The sequence below is a fragment of the Acidaminococcus intestini DSM 21505 genome (assembly GCF_000425045.1).
GTDB lineage: Bacteria > Bacillota > Negativicutes > Acidaminococcales > Acidaminococcaceae > Acidaminococcus > Acidaminococcus intestini.
In genome coordinates this window covers 18,634-33,597 of the sequence record NZ_AULA01000005.1, presented here as the reverse complement: position 1 = coordinate 33,597, position 14,964 = coordinate 18,634, and the positions used below count along the sequence as shown (strand labels likewise).

Below are 14,964 nucleotides of genomic sequence, written 5' to 3'. Positions count from 1 at the left end.
CATAAAAAGGACAAAGCTTTTTCCCTTTTCTTCTATTTTTTTCTTTTTTAGAAAAATCGGCCACTAAAAGAGAAAGGCTTTTCTTGTACCAATTGATACGATTTTCAAGAAAGGTATTGTCAGAATTACCCTTTTTTAGGAAATTTTTACTTTAGTAAGGTACTTTGTGCTATCATGGGACGTATCAAAAACTGAGCATCAGGACAAGGTCTTGAAGCCATTAAAAGGAAAGGAAGTCTATCATGAACAAAATCATCATAGAACAAGTCGCCAAACACCGCAAAGAAGCCGAAACCTTGGTCCGCGCCTTTTATGACCATCCGGAGATTTCCATGGAAGAAACCGCTTCCAGCCGTGCCATTGTTGATGCCCTTGCCCCCTATGGCTTTACCATTGAATACCCCTTTATGGAAAAAGAGCTCGGCTATGATACGGCCTTTCGCGCCACACTGAAACGAGGGGAAGGTCCAAAATGTTCCATCATGGTCGAATACGATGCCCTGCCAGGCATTGGTCACGGCTGCGGGCATAACCTGCATGGTCCCCTGTCGGTTCTTGCAGGCATTGTTCTTAGTGAGCTTCCAGAAGACGCATTTCACGGGACGCTCGAAGTCATTGGGACACCGGCGGAGGAAACCGTTGGCGCCAAACTCATCTTTGCCAAAGAAGGAGTCTTTGACGGGGATGCCCTTGCCATCATGATGCACAGCACGTCAGGCGGCATAAGCCGCACCAATACGCAGGCCAATGCCCTGCGTGCCTACGAAATCACCTTTACGGGGAAAACGGCCCATGCGGCTGGCGATCCTTGGGATGGACACAACGCGCTGACTGCCCTGCGCAAATTTCTCGATCTGGTAGACGCCCGACGGGATTCCTTCCATCCCTTTACCATTGCCAGCGGCATCATCACTGAAGGCGGCAAGGCCCCCAATGTCGTGCCTGATCGGGCCGCCCTCCGCTTTGAATTCCGCTATCCTGTCAAACGGGAAATTGAACGCTTGGACCAGATCGTCAAAAACTGTGCCAAAGGAGCCGCCCTTGCCCTTGACTGCAGTGTGGAATTTACCCTCGCAGGGCCTGACTTTGACGACATGGTGCGGGTTCCTCTTTTAGAAGAAAAGATTAAGGAACTCTTCACCTCCTATGGGGAACCTGTTGGGGACCCCCTGCCACCGGGCGGCTCGACAGATGCCGGCAATGTAAGCTACCGCTGTCCGACGCTCCATGCCTATATCTCGATTTCGGACAAGGCCTGTCCCGGCCACTCGACAGCCCTGCGTGATGCCACTATAACCCCCCACGCCTTAGATCAAATGGCCAAAGGGGCTGCCGTCATCGCGGAAATGGTCCTGACCGTGTTTAACGACGCCGGATACCGTGTGGCCGTGCAAAAAGAATTTGAGCAATCCGTTACAGGAAAGGAAGGATGACCGATGTCTGAAGAAACGGAAAAAACCCCCGATCAGAAAAATTCCCGGTGGGCCCTGCCCCATGTTTTTGTCCTGCTGTTTGGCATTATTGTCTTTGCAGCCATCATGACCTGGATCCTGCCGGCTGGCGACTTTAACCGCGTCACCAACAGTGCGGGCCAAAAGATTGTCCAGGCCGGTACCTATCACCTTGTCAAAGCCCATCCGGTCGGTTTTTTTGAAATGTTCAAGTGTATTTACCTTGGCATGAAGGACGCGGCGCCGGTCATTCTCTTTCTCTTCATTGCCTACGGCTTCATTGGCCTCATCATTGGCTCCGGTGCTTTTGACGGGCTGGTTGCCAAGCTCCTGCGCGTGGTCCGCGGCAGGATGCGGGTCCTCATCATTCCCCTTTTCATGACAGTCATCAGCTTTGCCTCCTCGACAGTTGGAATTTCCGAAGAAGCCTTGCCCTTTATCCCAATTTTTGTAGGCATCACCATTGCCATGGGATATGACGCCATCGTTGGCCTTGCCATCGTTTCCTGTGCCACAGCCATCGGCTATGCAGGTGCCTTTATGAACCCCTTCACCGTAGGAACGGCCCAAGCCATTGCGGAGCTTCCCATCATGAGCGGCTCGGGCTTTCGGATTCTCTCCCACCTTGCCATGATTGCCGTGGCTTCCCTTTATACCATCCGCTACGCGCTCAAGGTAGCTAGGAATCCCCAAAAAAGCCTTGTCTACGGGACCAAGAATGAATTTGCCATCACGGAAGAAGAACTGCAAAAGCATCCCTTCACCTTCCGTCATATCCTCATCCTCCTGGTCTTTTTCGCTGGGGTCATTGCCTTGGTCTATGGCTGCAAATATTACGGCTGGTACTTTACGGAACTATCCGCCCTCTTTATGATCATGGGACTCATTTCCGCCATCCTTGTCGGTTGGAATCCGAACCAGATTGCCCGCAGCCTTGAAAAAAGCTTCCGGGACATTTCAGCAGCCTGCATGATGATCGGCTTTGCCCGTGGCATCCTCATTGTCATGCAGACAGGCCATATATGGACACCTTCGTCTACGGCATGTTCATGCCCCTGTCCGCGCTGCCTCAGCTTGCCGCTGCGGAAGCCATGCTGATTGTCCAGACCCTCCTCAATTTCCTCATCCCCTCCGGATCCGGCCAGGCCGTTGTTTCCATGCCAATCATGGCCCCCTTGGCAGACCTGCTCGGTATGAGCCGCCAGCTTGCCGTCCTCTGTTTCCAGTTTGGTGACGGCCTTTCCAACATCATGTGGCCTACAACCACGCTTCCCATCGCCTGCGGCATTGCCGGCGTTTCCATGATGAAATGGTGGAAGTTCTTTACCCCGCTGTTCATCATGCTCGTCGGGGTCCAGGCCATCATGGTGGCCATTGGGTTTGTCATTGGCTACTGAGCGTCAACGGAGCTGCCTCAAATCAGCCCAACAACTAGACCGATTTGAGGCAGAATATGAGCCCCTTGCCTTAGCTAACGCAAGGGGCTCATTGCTTATCCTGCAACGTAAGCGCAGGTTTGGGTTAAGACTCTTGGCTTTTATTTGGCTGCTGCAAGGGGCTGGTCTTTTAAAAGATAACGATGGCGCTTGGAATGATTCGCATTCCTATTCTCCCTCTTGCTTTCTGCACAACAGCTATGTTGTCTTAGACACATTTCGTATTTATGGGTCAGCTCAATACATAAAGAAAAAAGACGGCAAAGAAATGGATCTTTCATTTTTTCACAGCCTTTATTTCCTGCCCTTTGAACACACAAAAACCCCCAACCGTGCGGCGGGGGCTTGTTTGCTACCTATCATGATTCTTCCTGATGAACCAGGATATCACGGACGCTTTTCATAAATTTGGCTCGTGGCAGCATCACAAAATGGCCACAGCCCCGGCATTTGATGCCTATATCCATGCCCGTACGGGTAATCTCCCATTCATAAGAGCCACAGGGATGCGCCTTTTTCATTCGTACGACATCTCCTGTGTGGAGCGCAACATCATCCTTCATGGCCTGCCTCCACTCTCAAGGTCGAAACTTCCTTGATATCATAGCCGGCATCGCGGATCCGTTCCACAATATCCATGGCCTGCGTGAGATCAGCGCGGATTGTGACTTCCCGTTCATCGCCAGCAAGCGTCCGGGAGAGGATTGAGATGATGTTTACCCCCCTTTCCGTAAAGATCTGGGATAGTTCGGCAATGACACCCACTTTATCCTTCGTATCGATAACAACCTTCGTTGATGTTTGATTATATCCCATGATATCTACAAAAGCCTTAAAGATATCCGTATCGGAAATGATACCCGTAATATGGTTCGTCCCGTCTACAACAGGCAGGGCCCCAACTTTATGGGTGTACAGCAGGTAGGCGGCGGTTTCGACGCTGTCCGATTCCCGGACTGTCCAGACGGATTTGGTCATGATATCGCTGACCTTAAGTTTTCCCAACAGGTAATTGGCCTCATAACGGTCCAGCACACTTGCATCGCTCGGCGTAGCCCGGGAAACATCCCCGTCCGTAACGATACCCATAAGGAGTCCTTCCTTATCGGTAACCGGGATGCGGCGCAGGTTATTGCTCAGCATCAGTTCCCGCACTTCCAGAAGACTTTGGTCACTGCGGATGGAGATCACTGTCGGTGTCATGATTTCTTTTATGCGCATGTTATTTCCTCCTTAGCCGCCCAGGTAGGCCTTGCGGACGGCCTCACTGGCAGAAAGATCAGCCGCCGGCCCACTGAGGGTGATGCGTCCCGTTTCAAGGACGTAGGCGTAGTCAGCAATGGACAGGGCCATATTGGCATTTTGTTCGACGAGGAGGACCGTCGTGCCTTCCTCGTTGATGGTCTTGATGATGGAAAAGATTTCCTTGACAAGAAGCGGGGCAAGGCCCATGGACGGTTCATCCAGCAAGAGGACACGGGGCCGTTCCATCAAAGCCCGTCCCATGGCAAGCATCTGCTGCTCCCCACCGGACAGGGTCCCTGAAAGCTGGTTCTTTCGTTCAAAAAGGCGGGGGAAGAGCTCAAAGACCTTCTTCTTATCTTTTTCAATGCCGTCCTTGTCCTTGCGGAGATACGCCCCCATATCGAGGTTTTCCATAACGGACATATTGGCAAAGACGTGGCGCCCTTCCGGCACCTGGACGAGACCGGAGGCGACAATCTTATGGGCCGGCGTCCCCGTAATATCCGTCCCATCAAAAAGGATGTTGCCTGAACGGGGTTTGATGAGGCCCGAAATCGTATGGAGCGTCGTCGACTTGCCAGCACCGTTTGACCCAATGAGGGTCACAATCTGCCCATCTTCGACACGCAGACTGATGCCCTTGACGGCATGGATGGCACCATAATAAACTTCCAGATCCTTGACTTCCAGCATTATGACACCTCCTCGCCCAAATAAGCTTCAATGACCCGTTTGTTACGGCGGATTTCATCCGGCGTTCCACTCGCAATGCAAAGTCCATACTCCAGGACATAGATGCGCTGGCAAACTCCCATGACAAGGCCCATATCATGCTCAATCAGCAGGATAGCCAAGTGGAAATGGTCGCGGAGCCAGCGGATCATTTCCATGAGTTCCTTCGTTTCCTGCGGATTCATGCCCGCCGCCGGTTCATCAAGAAGCAGCAACTTAGGTTCCGTCGCAAGCGCCCTTGCAATTTCAAGGCGGCGCTGGGCCCCATAGGGAAGGTTTTTTGCTAGGTCATAGGCATGGTCTTCCAAATGGAAGATTGTAAGGAGCTCCATGGCCTTTTTCGTGACCTCATTCTCTTCCTGGACATATTTACGGGTCCGGAAGATAGCCTCAGGAAGATTGTACCCGATATGCATATGATAGGCAATCTTCACATTATCAATGACGGGCAGCTCCGAAAAAAGGCGGATGTTCTGGAAAGTCCGGGCCATCCCCAGCTGCGTGACCTGATAGGATTTCTTGCCATTGATGCGGACCCCATTAAAGGTGATATCCCCTTCTGTCGGGACGTAGACCCCTGTAATAAGGTTAAAGGCCGTTGTCTTGCCGGCCCCGTTTGGTCCGATGAGACCGATGAGTTCGTGTTCATCGATATGCATGGAAAGGTTCGAAACGGCACGCAGTCCGCCAAAAACGATGGAGACATTATCAAGATCGAGGAGGCGTTTTTTATCTTCTGCCGTCATGATTTATTTCCTCCCTTCTTGAAGCGCTTGATCATCGCAAGGGACAGTTCCTTGTCACCAAACAGGCCTTGGGGCCGATAGAGCATGAGGACAATCATAGCGATGGAGTAGATGAGCATACGCCATTCCGGAAAATCGGAAAGGGCAGCCGAGATAAAGGTCAGGACAATGGCACCCGTAATTGACCCCGTCATGGATCCAAGGCCGCCCAGGACCACCATGGTCAGGATGTCAAAGCTTCTCATAAAAGTAAAGGACGCTGGATGGGCAATGAAGAAATAGTGGGAAAAGAGCACGCCTGCTGTTCCGGCAAAAGACGCACCGAGCGTAAAGGCCATAACCTTGTAGCAGGTTGTATCGATGCCCATCGTATCAGCGGCAATCTCATTTTCACGAATGGCAAGACAGGCCCTGCCATAGGCGGAATTCTTGAAGTTTTTGATGAAAAAGAGGATTGCAATCATGATCCAAAAGGCCAGGGGAAAGGTCGTCAGGCGGGGAATCCCCATAAGGCCCGACGCGCCGCCTACATACTCGATGTTGAGAATGCAGATGCGGATGATTTCACCAAGACCCAAGGTCGCAATAGCCAAATAGTCCCCATTAAGACGCAAGGTCGGCAGCCCGACAAGAAAACCCAACAGGCCTGCGGAAAGGGTGCCTGCGATAAGGGCAACGGGCATATCATAACCCAGTTTGACTGTCATGATGGCTCCCATATAGGCGCCTACCGCAAAAAATCCAGCGTGTCCAATGGAAAACTGCCCCGTATAGCCGTTAATCATATTAAGGCTCGTCGCCAGGATGATGTTGATGATGATAAGGACGAGGTTCAGTTCCCAGAATGCCCCGATGATTTCCATCTCCAAAAGCACATAGAGCACGGCAAAAAGGGCGGCACAAAAACCAAGTTTTTTCAGATCTGCTTTGAGAAATACATTCATCGTGCCACCTCCTTATACTTTTTCACGGATATTCTTGCCAAAGAGCCCCTGCGGTTTGTAAAGCAGGATCAAAATGAGGATGGCAAAGGCAGCTGCATCACGGAACGTCGAGGAGATAAAGCCCGATACAAGGGCTTCTACAATGCCTAGGATGATGCCGCCCACCATGGCACCGGGGATGATTCCAATCCCACCAAGGACAGCCGCCACGAAAGCCTTGATGCCGGGCGCCATCCCCATGAGAGGATCAATCGAATTATAATAGATCCCAACCAGTACGCCGCCAGCAGCAGCAAGGGCCGAACCCAGGGCAAAAGTCATGCTGATGACGCGGTCGATATTGATGCCCATCAAGCGGGCCGCATCGGCGTCAAAGGAAACAGCACGCATGGCCTTGCCGATTTTTGTATAATTGACAATATACGTCAGGGCCAGCATGAGGACAATGGTACTGCCAAGGATGATGATCTGCTGGCTATTGATCACAAGCCCCCCGACATTGTACACAGACGCGGCAAAATCCGAAGAAAACGTACGCGGCTGCGGTGATGCCAGAAGGATCATGCCGTTTTCAAGGAAAAAAGATACGCCAATGGCCGTAATGAGGATGGCAATGCGGGGTGCATTGCGCATCGGCCGATAAGCAACACGTTCAATGAGCATACCGACAAGGGCTGCCCCCGCCATCGCAATCAGAAGGGACGGGAAAAAGGGCAGATGAAAGACTGTTGTCGCAATATACCCAATATAAGCGCCCACCATATAGATATCACCGTGGGCAAAATTGATGAGCTTCAAGATTCCATAGATCATGGTATAGCCCAGCGCAATCAGTGCGTAGATACTGCCCAGGGACAGACCATTGATAAGCTGCTGCAGCAGTTGATGCATAAAACCAGATTCCATAGACATGGCCTCCCTTTTTTCATAATGGCAGCGGCAGAACAAGTCTGCCGCCCTATGGATGGATACGTTCATTCAGGGATCGACTTTCGCACGGAAAGTTTGTTTCCCCTCTTTTCATTCAATGATGACCGCCGATTTGATTGGGTTATGGTCAGCGCCAAAGGTCTTAGTCCCGGAAACACCGGCCATCTCCTTGGTCTTGGACAAAGCTTCGGCGACTTTCTGTGGATCCGCGCTTCCCGCTTCTTCCAATGCCTTAAGAAAAAGCTTGGCCGAATCATAGGCAAGAGCCGCAAAAACATCGGGCCGCTCCTTGTATTCCTTCTGATAGGCCGCGACGAACGCTTGGTTGATGGAAGACGTATCTTCTGCCGAATAGGGACTGGAAAAGCAGCAGCGGTTGAGGTTTTCCACTTGAGCAATTTCCGCAAGACGCTGGGAATCCCAGCCGTCGCCGCCCATCAAGATATCAAGCCCTAATTCACGGGCCTGACGAACAATGAGCCCCACTTCTTGATAATAGCAGGAATATAGAGAAAATCAGGCTGCCGGGTACGGATCTTGGTCAGCGTCGCCTTGAAGTCCGTATCCTTCTAGAGATAGACCTCTTCAGCAACAACCTCACCGCCGCCCTTTTCAAACTGCTTCTTGAAGAACTGGGCAAGGCCCTTTGAATAGTCTGAGGAGTTGTCAATCATGATGGCTGCCCGTTTGACCTTAGGCGTATTGAGGGCAAGGTGCGCCATGACCGTTCCTTGGAAAGGATCGATGAAGCAGGCCCGGAAATTATAGGGTTTGACCTTCCCCAAACCATCCACCGTCACTTGTGGATTTGTTCCCATGGGCGAAATATCAGCCGTCTTTGCCGCCCCGCTCACGGCGGTGGATGCAATGACCACACTTGAAAGATTAGGCCCAATGACCCCAATGACGCGGTCCTGGGGAATCAGTTTCTGCATAGCATTGGTGGCTTCCGTTGCTTCCGACTTGTTATCGGCCACAACAAGCTCGACCTTCTTATCAAGGACGCCGCCCTTTTCGTTCTGTTCCTTGAGAGCAAGCTCGATCCCATTACGGGAAGAAATCCCATAGCTGGCACTTTCTCCTGTCATTTCAAGGTTCCCACCTAATTTGATGGTGTTCCTGGCCCCTTGGGAGCCACATCCTGTCGTAAGACCGGTAAGTACCAGTCCCACTGCCAACATCTGTAACGCCACCTTCCTGCTTTCATAGGAATCCCTCTATCCAGCCTTGCTTTGCTTTGCTTCTTTACTCATTGGCTATCTATGTAAAAAGCGGGTCCCGAAGTCCTGCATGTGCCTAAGGCTTCGGGACACCGCTTTTCAGGGGGTTCCATGGGCGCTTCCCACGGCTTGTGTCCCTGTCAGATATATTGATTATCCGTTGATTTTCTTCACGAGGGTCTGGACGCCGTCCTTGAGTTCAAGGATCAGGGCCGTCGTGATCGGATTATGATGTTCATCATAGGAGAATTTCCCATTGGCAACTTGGAGGTCCTTGGTCTTAGCAATGGCTTCCGCCAGCTTCGTCCCGCCTTCACCTTTGGTTTCTTCCAGTGCATGGAAGAGGACCAGACCGGCATTGTAGCCTTGAAGGGCAAAAACATCAGGAACCTTGCCATATTTTTCCTTATAGGAATTGATGAACTTCTGGACGCCAGGATCCTTATCCTGTGCAGTATAGGCACTGGTGAAGTAAGTCTTGTCCGTACTTTCCTTGCCGGCGATTTCAACCAGTTTCGGGGAATCCCAGCCATCGGACCCTAAGAGCGGGGTGGTAATCCCGACTTCACGAGCCTGCTTGATGATCTTGGAAACTTCTTCATAGTAACCCGGGATGTAGAGGGCATCGGGGTTTGCAGCTTTCAGCTTGGTGAGGGCGGCTTTGAAGTCAACGTCCTTGGACAGGAACGCTTCCTTGGCCACAATCTGACCGCCATTTTCCGTAAACGTCTTTTCGAAGACTTCAGCCAGTCCCTTGGAATAGTCACTGGAAGAATCATTCAGGATTGCAATTTTCTTGAGCTTCAGATCCTTTGCCGCAAATTCAGCCATGATCTTGCCTTGGTACGGGTCAATGAAGCAGGCACGGAAGACATAGGGTTTGGCCTTGCCGTCCTTACCAAGGGTAATGGCGGGAGCCGTTGCACACGGTGCAATAAGAGGCGTCTTATTGGCCGTCAGGATTGGCTCTGCCGCTGCAACAGAACCGGAAGTCGCCGGTCCGACAACCGCTACAACCTTATCCTGCGTAACAAGCTTTGTCGCGGCATTGCCCGATTCGGAAGGCTCCGACTTGTTATCCGCTTGGACAACCTCGATTTTCTTACCGTTTACACCACCCTTGGCATTGACTTCATCAACAGCCATCTTGAACCCATTGAGGGTGGATGTCCCATAGTTTGCAACGTTGCCGGTCAATTCGAATAGGGCGCCGACCTTAATGGTATCTCCTCCGCCTGACTTACCGCCCGATTTGCCGCAGCCTGCCACGGCAGCTGCGACCAGTGTGGTCATGCACACAGCACCCACCACTTTTTTCCATGATTTCATAATAAACACCTCCGTTGTTTGATCCTTGCTGGCAACCTTGAGGGAAACTGGGCCGGATTCCTTGTCTTCCACCGCTCTCCGTGAGTTTTTCCCTTATTCGTCTATGACCGGCCAAACAAGATATAACCTATTATATACAACATCACATTTTTGTCAACATATTTTATACATAAAAATAGTATTTTTAAAAAAATCATCTTATCATTCTTTACATAATCATCATTTTGTTCTTATTTTATAGACTTTTGTCCATTTTATAAGTACACTGTCGTGCCCAAAGCAAATTGACCAAGAATAAAAAGAACGAATCCACTCATGACGGCCTGAAATAAGCGGGTGGGATAAACAAGCCCTGTCGTCCGGTCCTTTTCCGTAAGTCCGTCAATGCGAAAGGCCACGGCAAGCTGGGGCATGGCACTTAAAAAAAGCAGCATGCAGCCCGGCTGCCAATAAGGGGTAAAAAGGACGATATAAATGGCATAAAGAAGGTACAGCATCCGGACAAGGGACAGAAACAGATAGAGGATGATATCCCTCGACAGGATGATCAGCCGAACCCCTTGGGTCCGCTTCCGCCATAAATTAGGAAGCCATTGGTGATAGTAATAGATCTTACGGTAATGAAAAAGAAATATCAATTCCATCAAGAAAAAGAAAGCGGGAATGACATACATATGAAAAACTCCTTATCGATTGAGGAAAGCGCTGACTGTCGGTGAGAGCAGAAAAGCAAAAAGAAGGGGAATCTCCAAAGAAAGAAGGAATCCATTGACAAAGCCCAAAATCGCCGCCGGGCGTCCAGCACACTGGAGCAGGATGGGCATCGTTGAATCCATGCTCGTCGCGCCTCCGACAACGACAAGGGGTAAATGGCAGAAACGGGCAAGAAGCGGAATACCAAGGATGGTCAGCAGTTCCCGCAGGGCATTGGCAAGAAAGGCTAGCGTCCCCGTTTCAGTACCCACAGCGGCACTGAGCAGGACGGAAGACAGGCTGTACCATCCCATGCCAGCACTCACGAGTAGGGCATCCCGAAAAGGCACTCCCATAAGATACCCCATGATCAACCCGCCGCCAAGACTGCCCACATTCGTTGCCAGAAGGACGAGAAGGGACAGGCCCAAGGTCTTAACCGTAAGAAAGCGGCGTACAATCTGACGGCTGCTGCCAATATCAGCACCGGCACAAAAAACCATGACGGCAAGAGCCGTCATGAGAATGGTATCAAGAAGGGGTTTGGCTATCGGCGCAAGGAAAAATCGCCCTGTAAAAAAACCGAGAAAAAGGGCAGAAAAAATGATCCCAATCATGAGTTTTGCCTCCTTTCACCTTCTGACAGAAGGCGAGTAAAAGCTTCCCGATGAAGCCATCCGACGAGGGCCATGAGACAGAAAGAACCTGCTATGCCGCCAAAACAAAGGAAGAAGGCATTGCGCCCAATGAGGGGCAAGACCTTGATGACGGCTTCATCACAGCCAATCTTGGCAGCCAGGCAAAAAATCATGATAAAAAGGCAGATCTTCGTAATCACGCCAAGGGCGTGACTGACCGAACTTGTCATGCGGCCCGAAAGCCCCAGAATAATTCCCAAAGCCAGGGTAAACATCAATTCCAGCATGCTTGGACTCCTTTTCCCTAAGACGTATCATTTCCGAATGGTTTTGATTGTTTTTTCATTATTATTGTATCGTATTTAAGAAGGAAAAGAAAGAAGCGCCTCGCTCTCCTTGAGAAGAAAAAAGAAAAAATACGCCAAATTTTCATGTGACTTTCATGTAAGGTACCTATACTCGTAGCACAGCAGGGGAGTCATACAGTCATCCCCGCATAAGGAGGTCCCTATCATGGATATGATGCAAGTAAAGAAAACCGTTTCCAAAAATGTAGCTGCCCTCTTGGTCATGGGCATGGCCGTAACCATGGGTGCTGGCATGATGCAGACAGCCGAAGCTGCTGCCTTTGATCCCAATCGTCCCGCCGCCATGCAGCAGGGTGAAGATCGGCGCGCACCGCAAGCCAAAGAAAAGACCCCGAATAAAAAGGTCAAAAAGGCTCCAAAAAAAGAAGCAGAACGCCGCAAGGACACATTGAAAGACAAGAAGAAAGCACCCAAAAAGGAAAACCAGAAAGACAGCAAGCGCTTTGATAAGAAAGACAAGCAAAATGACCGCAGCAAAGATAACAAGCGCCCCAACGATAACGCATCTGACAAGCGCCCCACCCTGTATGGCCGCATCTGATGGGGAATAAACCAGGCCGCGTCAGAGGAAATGAAAAATAGGGGATGTAAAATCATCGGCCCCATACAAATAGGCCCATCCGATTCAATTGAACCGGATGGGCCTATTTGTAGCAGAGTCTATTTGTCACGGATAAACCAGCCGTAATCTCTCGTACTTCCAACTAGATTTTTTAGCATCTTTTCAAGATTGCCTGACGATTACGGATCCAGTTTTCGCATTTGACAGATTCACGGTCAGATGCCAACGATTCCGATAAGGGCCGCGACTGCCAGCGTGATCCAGCTAAGGATCCACAGATAAGGCGTGCAGAACTTCAAATGTTCTTTGATGCTGACACCGGCAAGACCGCAAAGAAGGAATGTCGTCGCGTTATGGGGCGTGACAAGGATGGTAAAATCCTTGCCAATGAGCATGGCCATGGCAATGTCATGAGCACTGGCGGCAAATTTTTCACCGACACCCAAGACGAGGGGCATGAACCCAAAGAAGAAAGAGTCCGTGCCCAGCATCATGCCGATGGGACCCGACAAGGCGCCAATGAAAATCGGCAGATGAGACCCTATGGCCTGAGGCATAATACCAATGAGCATGTTTGCCATGGCATCCATCATCTTCGTATTCTTGAGGACGCCAATAAAGACCCCTGTCGTCAAAAGGATCATCGGCGTCGACAGGGCGGCAGCCGCGTGGTTGGAAACGGCTTTTGCCTGGGCCTTGGCGCCTTTAAAGTTGATGGCAAGGGCAAAGGCAAGGCCAATCATGAAGGCTCCATAAAGAGGAATCTTCGTCAGGCACATAAGCAGGATGACACCGACCGTAACAAGGGCATTGATCCAGACAAGTTCGGGGCGCTTCATGCTGTCCGTCTCTCCGTGGCCGCCATCATCGGAATTAAGATCTTCTGTAAGTTCAGCCGCTTTGCCCGTCGGGTTGATGCCGGCGCCGCGCGCCTTTTCAAGCATGCCCAGGTAAGCAGAAAAAGCAAGAATCAGGATAATGCCAAGACCTTGTAGCGGCAGCAGTTCCTGCCAAATGGCGTTCACGTCGCGCCCTGTCACGATGGCTGTACGAGCGGTCGGTCCTCCCCAAGGGACAAGGTTCATGATACTGATAGCGGCGGCAATGATGCAGCAAATCACAACTGGACGGATATGAAGCTTTTTGTAGATGGGCAGGACAGCGGGAACCGTAATAAGCATGGTTCCTGCCGTGGTTCCGTCCAAATGGGCAACCGTAGCAATGATGCCCGTTGCCATGGTCACAAGGACGATGTTGTTTCCTGCTCGTTTGACAAGAAAATTCACCAAAGGATCAAACAGCCCCACATCATTCATGATGCTGAAGTAAACGATGGAAAAGAGGAAAAGGACGGCCGTACTCATGGTCGTCGTAACCCCTTTCTTCATGAATTCAAAAATCTGAGCTGGCGTAAAGCCACAGATGAGGGCTGCCACAAAAGGCACAGCTACAAAGATGACCATAGGACTGACCTTCCCTGAAATGAGAAGGTAGACGACGAGAAAAATCATCGCAAACCCAACCAAACCTAACAGCATAATTCATTCTCCTTTCTCTTTGAGGAAGCACTTCCTTGCTTCCTGATGCAGAGCCACGGACGGCAGCTCGCTGTATCTGATAAGAAGCAAGGCTTCCTTATCTTTTTACGAAGGATCTGTATTTATTTTTTGAAAGGTCCGCTATATAATGAAATTAGCTTTCCCTATATTTCGACACGGTTTTCCATAAAGGAAAATGAAATCTACTACCTTAGGAGGTGGACCCTCATGGATGATAAGGATTTCCTTCTTATCAAGACCCTTTATGAGGAACAGAACATTACCCATACGGCAAAAAAACTCTTTATTTCCCAGCCCGCCATCAGTGACCGGTTAAAACGGCTCGAAGCAGAATTCGGCTGCCAGCTTTTCATCCGCCAGCCCCGAGGGATCCTTTTTACCAGTCAGGGGGAGATGCTGGTCCAATACGTCAACGAAGCGGATGAACGCTATCAAAAAATCCGCAGCGCCCTTGCAAAACCCGTGGGAAAAGCCTTTGGTTCCCTTTCCATCGCCTGCTCCAACGTATTTGCCAAGTACCACATGCCAAGCCTTTTGAGCGAGTTCAAGAAAAAGTACCCTGCCATCGACATCTCCCTCAAAAGCGGCTTTAGTACGAACCGTTACAAGGATTTTCTCGAAGGCAGATTCCATGTCTGCATCATTCGCGGCGAACACAATTGGTCAGAGCACAAAAAAAGGCTGCTCCGTGATCCCCTCTGTGTCTTCAGCAGGGATCCCATTGATCTCAAGAAACTGCCCCACCTGCCCTTTGTCCATTATATCACCGATCCAGCCCTGCAGCTGGTCATGGACGATTGGTGGTACGCGCATTACAAAGAGCCGCCCCGCATCACCATTGAAACAGATGCCATGGATACATGTCTCAAGATGGTCCGTCAAGGCCTAGGAGTCACCATCCTGTCCAAAAGCTGCGGTCAGGAAATGCCGGAGCTGTCCATGACAGCACTGACCACACAGCGGGGAACGCCTCTCCTGCGTGACACGTGGATGTATTACCGAAAAAATTACCAGCTAGTTGAAAGCAGCAAGCTCTTTGTTGATTTCATGAACCAAAAATTCGGCATCAAAGAGTAAACTTTGGCACCATTATTATAAAAAATTCTGTATT

At 50.5% G+C, this 14,964-nt stretch carries 16 protein-coding genes and 1 pseudogene; 4 read left to right on the top strand and 13 right to left on the bottom strand.

What is annotated here, in order from left to right; all coding sequences use genetic code 11:
- The first annotated feature begins 242 nt into the window (after positions 1-242).
- Both H503_RS0102125 and H503_RS11735 read left to right on the top strand, forming a co-directional pair.
- Entirely contained in the window at positions 243-1,433 is a 1,191-nt protein-coding gene (locus tag H503_RS0102125) for an amidohydrolase (RefSeq protein WP_009015724.1), read from the top strand.
- Positions 1,434-1,436: 3 nt separating this feature from the next.
- A pseudogene (locus H503_RS11735) lies at positions 1,437-2,848 on the top strand (YfcC family protein).
- A 398-nt stretch (positions 2,849-3,246) separates the two neighbouring features.
- Here the strand turns inward: H503_RS11735 and H503_RS0102115 are convergent.
- The 12 genes from H503_RS0102115 to H503_RS0102060 all read right to left on the bottom strand — a co-directional run bounded on the left by H503_RS0102115 (position 3,247) and on the right by H503_RS0102060 (position 11,651).
- On the bottom strand, positions 3,247-3,450 hold the full coding sequence (locus H503_RS0102115) for a DUF951 domain-containing protein (RefSeq protein ID WP_009015722.1): 204 nt from the start codon (positions 3,448-3,450) through the stop codon (positions 3,247-3,249).
- Positions 3,440-4,108, bottom strand: a complete 669-nt coding sequence (locus H503_RS0102110; RefSeq protein ID WP_009015721.1) for a CBS domain-containing protein — start codon at positions 4,106-4,108, stop codon at positions 3,440-3,442. Before H503_RS0102110 ends, H503_RS0102115 begins: the two co-directional genes overlap by 11 nt.
- 12 nt (positions 4,109-4,120) lie before the next feature.
- Positions 4,121-4,825: an ABC transporter ATP-binding protein gene (locus H503_RS0102105; protein WP_009015720.1), complete on the bottom strand. Its 705-nt coding sequence runs from the start codon at positions 4,823-4,825 to the stop codon at positions 4,121-4,123.
- The gene (locus H503_RS0102100) at positions 4,825-5,610 is read right to left on the bottom strand and encodes an ABC transporter ATP-binding protein (protein WP_009015719.1); all 786 of its coding nucleotides are present in this window, start codon (positions 5,608-5,610) and stop codon (positions 4,825-4,827) included. The genes H503_RS0102105 and H503_RS0102100 overlap by 1 nt, the downstream gene beginning before the upstream one ends.
- Entirely contained in the window at positions 5,607-6,554 is a 948-nt protein-coding gene (locus H503_RS0102095; protein ID WP_009015718.1) for a branched-chain amino acid ABC transporter permease, read from the bottom strand. The genes H503_RS0102100 and H503_RS0102095 overlap by 4 nt, the downstream gene beginning before the upstream one ends.
- A 12-nt stretch (positions 6,555-6,566) precedes the next feature.
- Positions 6,567-7,460: a branched-chain amino acid ABC transporter permease gene (locus tag H503_RS0102090; RefSeq protein ID WP_016459854.1), complete on the bottom strand. Its 894-nt coding sequence runs from the start codon at positions 7,458-7,460 to the stop codon at positions 6,567-6,569.
- Between the two features lie 114 nt (positions 7,461-7,574).
- Complete coding sequence (locus H503_RS12805) at positions 7,575-7,970, bottom strand: ABC transporter substrate-binding protein (RefSeq protein ID WP_016459855.1); 396 nt, start codon at positions 7,968-7,970, stop codon at positions 7,575-7,577.
- Between the two features lie 83 nt (positions 7,971-8,053).
- On the bottom strand, positions 8,054-8,665 hold the full coding sequence (locus H503_RS12800) for an ABC transporter substrate-binding protein (protein ID WP_026385405.1): 612 nt from the start codon (positions 8,663-8,665) through the stop codon (positions 8,054-8,056).
- A 192-nt stretch (positions 8,666-8,857) separates the two neighbouring features.
- The gene (locus tag H503_RS0102075; RefSeq protein ID WP_016459856.1) at positions 8,858-10,033 is read right to left on the bottom strand and encodes an ABC transporter substrate-binding protein; all 1,176 of its coding nucleotides are present in this window, start codon (positions 10,031-10,033) and stop codon (positions 8,858-8,860) included.
- Positions 10,034-10,287: 254 nt separating this feature from the next.
- Positions 10,288-10,707 (bottom strand): hypothetical protein, encoded by a 420-nt coding sequence (locus H503_RS0102070; RefSeq protein WP_009015714.1) that lies wholly within the window; start codon positions 10,705-10,707, stop codon positions 10,288-10,290.
- Between the two features lie 12 nt (positions 10,708-10,719).
- Positions 10,720-11,343: a LysO family transporter gene (locus tag H503_RS0102065; RefSeq protein WP_009015713.1), complete on the bottom strand. Its 624-nt coding sequence runs from the start codon at positions 11,341-11,343 to the stop codon at positions 10,720-10,722.
- Positions 11,340-11,651 (bottom strand): LysO family transporter, encoded by a 312-nt coding sequence (locus H503_RS0102060; RefSeq protein WP_009015712.1) that lies wholly within the window; start codon positions 11,649-11,651, stop codon positions 11,340-11,342. The genes H503_RS0102065 and H503_RS0102060 overlap by 4 nt, the downstream gene beginning before the upstream one ends.
- 226 nt (positions 11,652-11,877) lie before the next feature.
- Between H503_RS0102060 and H503_RS0102055 the strand changes: the two genes are divergently transcribed.
- Complete coding sequence (locus H503_RS0102055; protein WP_009015711.1) at positions 11,878-12,273, top strand: hypothetical protein; 396 nt, start codon at positions 11,878-11,880, stop codon at positions 12,271-12,273.
- A gap of 236 nt (positions 12,274-12,509) precedes the next feature.
- Here H503_RS0102055 and H503_RS0102050 read toward each other — a convergent pair whose 3' ends face one another.
- On the bottom strand, positions 12,510-13,832 hold the full coding sequence (locus H503_RS0102050; protein ID WP_009015710.1) for a CitMHS family transporter: 1,323 nt from the start codon (positions 13,830-13,832) through the stop codon (positions 12,510-12,512).
- A gap of 228 nt (positions 13,833-14,060) precedes the next feature.
- Between H503_RS0102050 and H503_RS0102045 the strand changes: the two genes are divergently transcribed.
- The gene (locus H503_RS0102045) at positions 14,061-14,930 is read left to right on the top strand and encodes a LysR family transcriptional regulator (protein ID WP_009015709.1); all 870 of its coding nucleotides are present in this window, start codon (positions 14,061-14,063) and stop codon (positions 14,928-14,930) included.
- Positions 14,931-14,964 lie beyond the last annotated feature (34 nt).

Excerpts from the sequence above, each read along its gene's own strand:
- H503_RS0102125 (WP_009015724.1), top strand. The coding sequence starts at position 243 with ATGAACAAAATCATCATAGAACAAGTCGCCAAACACCGCAAAGAAGCC.
- H503_RS0102115 (WP_009015722.1), bottom strand. The coding sequence starts at position 3,450 with ATGAAGGATGATGTTGCGCTCCACACAGGAGATGTCGTACGAATGAAA.
- H503_RS0102110 (WP_009015721.1), bottom strand. The coding sequence starts at position 4,108 with ATGCGCATAAAAGAAATCATGACACCGACAGTGATCTCCATCCGCAGT.
- H503_RS0102105 (WP_009015720.1), bottom strand. The coding sequence starts at position 4,825 with ATGCTGGAAGTCAAGGATCTGGAAGTTTATTATGGTGCCATCCATGCC.
- H503_RS0102100 (WP_009015719.1), bottom strand. The coding sequence starts at position 5,610 with ATGACGGCAGAAGATAAAAAACGCCTCCTCGATCTTGATAATGTCTCC.
- H503_RS0102095 (WP_009015718.1), bottom strand. The coding sequence starts at position 6,554 with ATGAATGTATTTCTCAAAGCAGATCTGAAAAAACTTGGTTTTTGTGCC.
- H503_RS0102090 (WP_016459854.1), bottom strand. The coding sequence starts at position 7,460 with ATGGAATCTGGTTTTATGCATCAACTGCTGCAGCAGCTTATCAATGGT.
- H503_RS12800 (WP_026385405.1), bottom strand. The coding sequence starts at position 8,665 with ATGTTGGCAGTGGGACTGGTACTTACCGGTCTTACGACAGGATGTGGC.
- H503_RS0102075 (WP_016459856.1), bottom strand. The coding sequence starts at position 10,033 with ATGAAATCATGGAAAAAAGTGGTGGGTGCTGTGTGCATGACCACACTG.
- H503_RS0102070 (WP_009015714.1), bottom strand. The coding sequence starts at position 10,707 with ATGTATGTCATTCCCGCTTTCTTTTTCTTGATGGAATTGATATTTCTT.
- H503_RS0102065 (WP_009015713.1), bottom strand. The coding sequence starts at position 11,343 with ATGATTGGGATCATTTTTTCTGCCCTTTTTCTCGGTTTTTTTACAGGG.
- H503_RS0102060 (WP_009015712.1), bottom strand. The coding sequence starts at position 11,651 with ATGCTGGAATTGATGTTTACCCTGGCTTTGGGAATTATTCTGGGGCTT.
- H503_RS0102055 (WP_009015711.1), top strand. The coding sequence starts at position 11,878 with ATGGATATGATGCAAGTAAAGAAAACCGTTTCCAAAAATGTAGCTGCC.
- H503_RS0102050 (WP_009015710.1), bottom strand. The coding sequence starts at position 13,832 with ATGCTGTTAGGTTTGGTTGGGTTTGCGATGATTTTTCTCGTCGTCTAC.
- H503_RS0102045 (WP_009015709.1), top strand. The coding sequence starts at position 14,061 with ATGGATGATAAGGATTTCCTTCTTATCAAGACCCTTTATGAGGAACAG.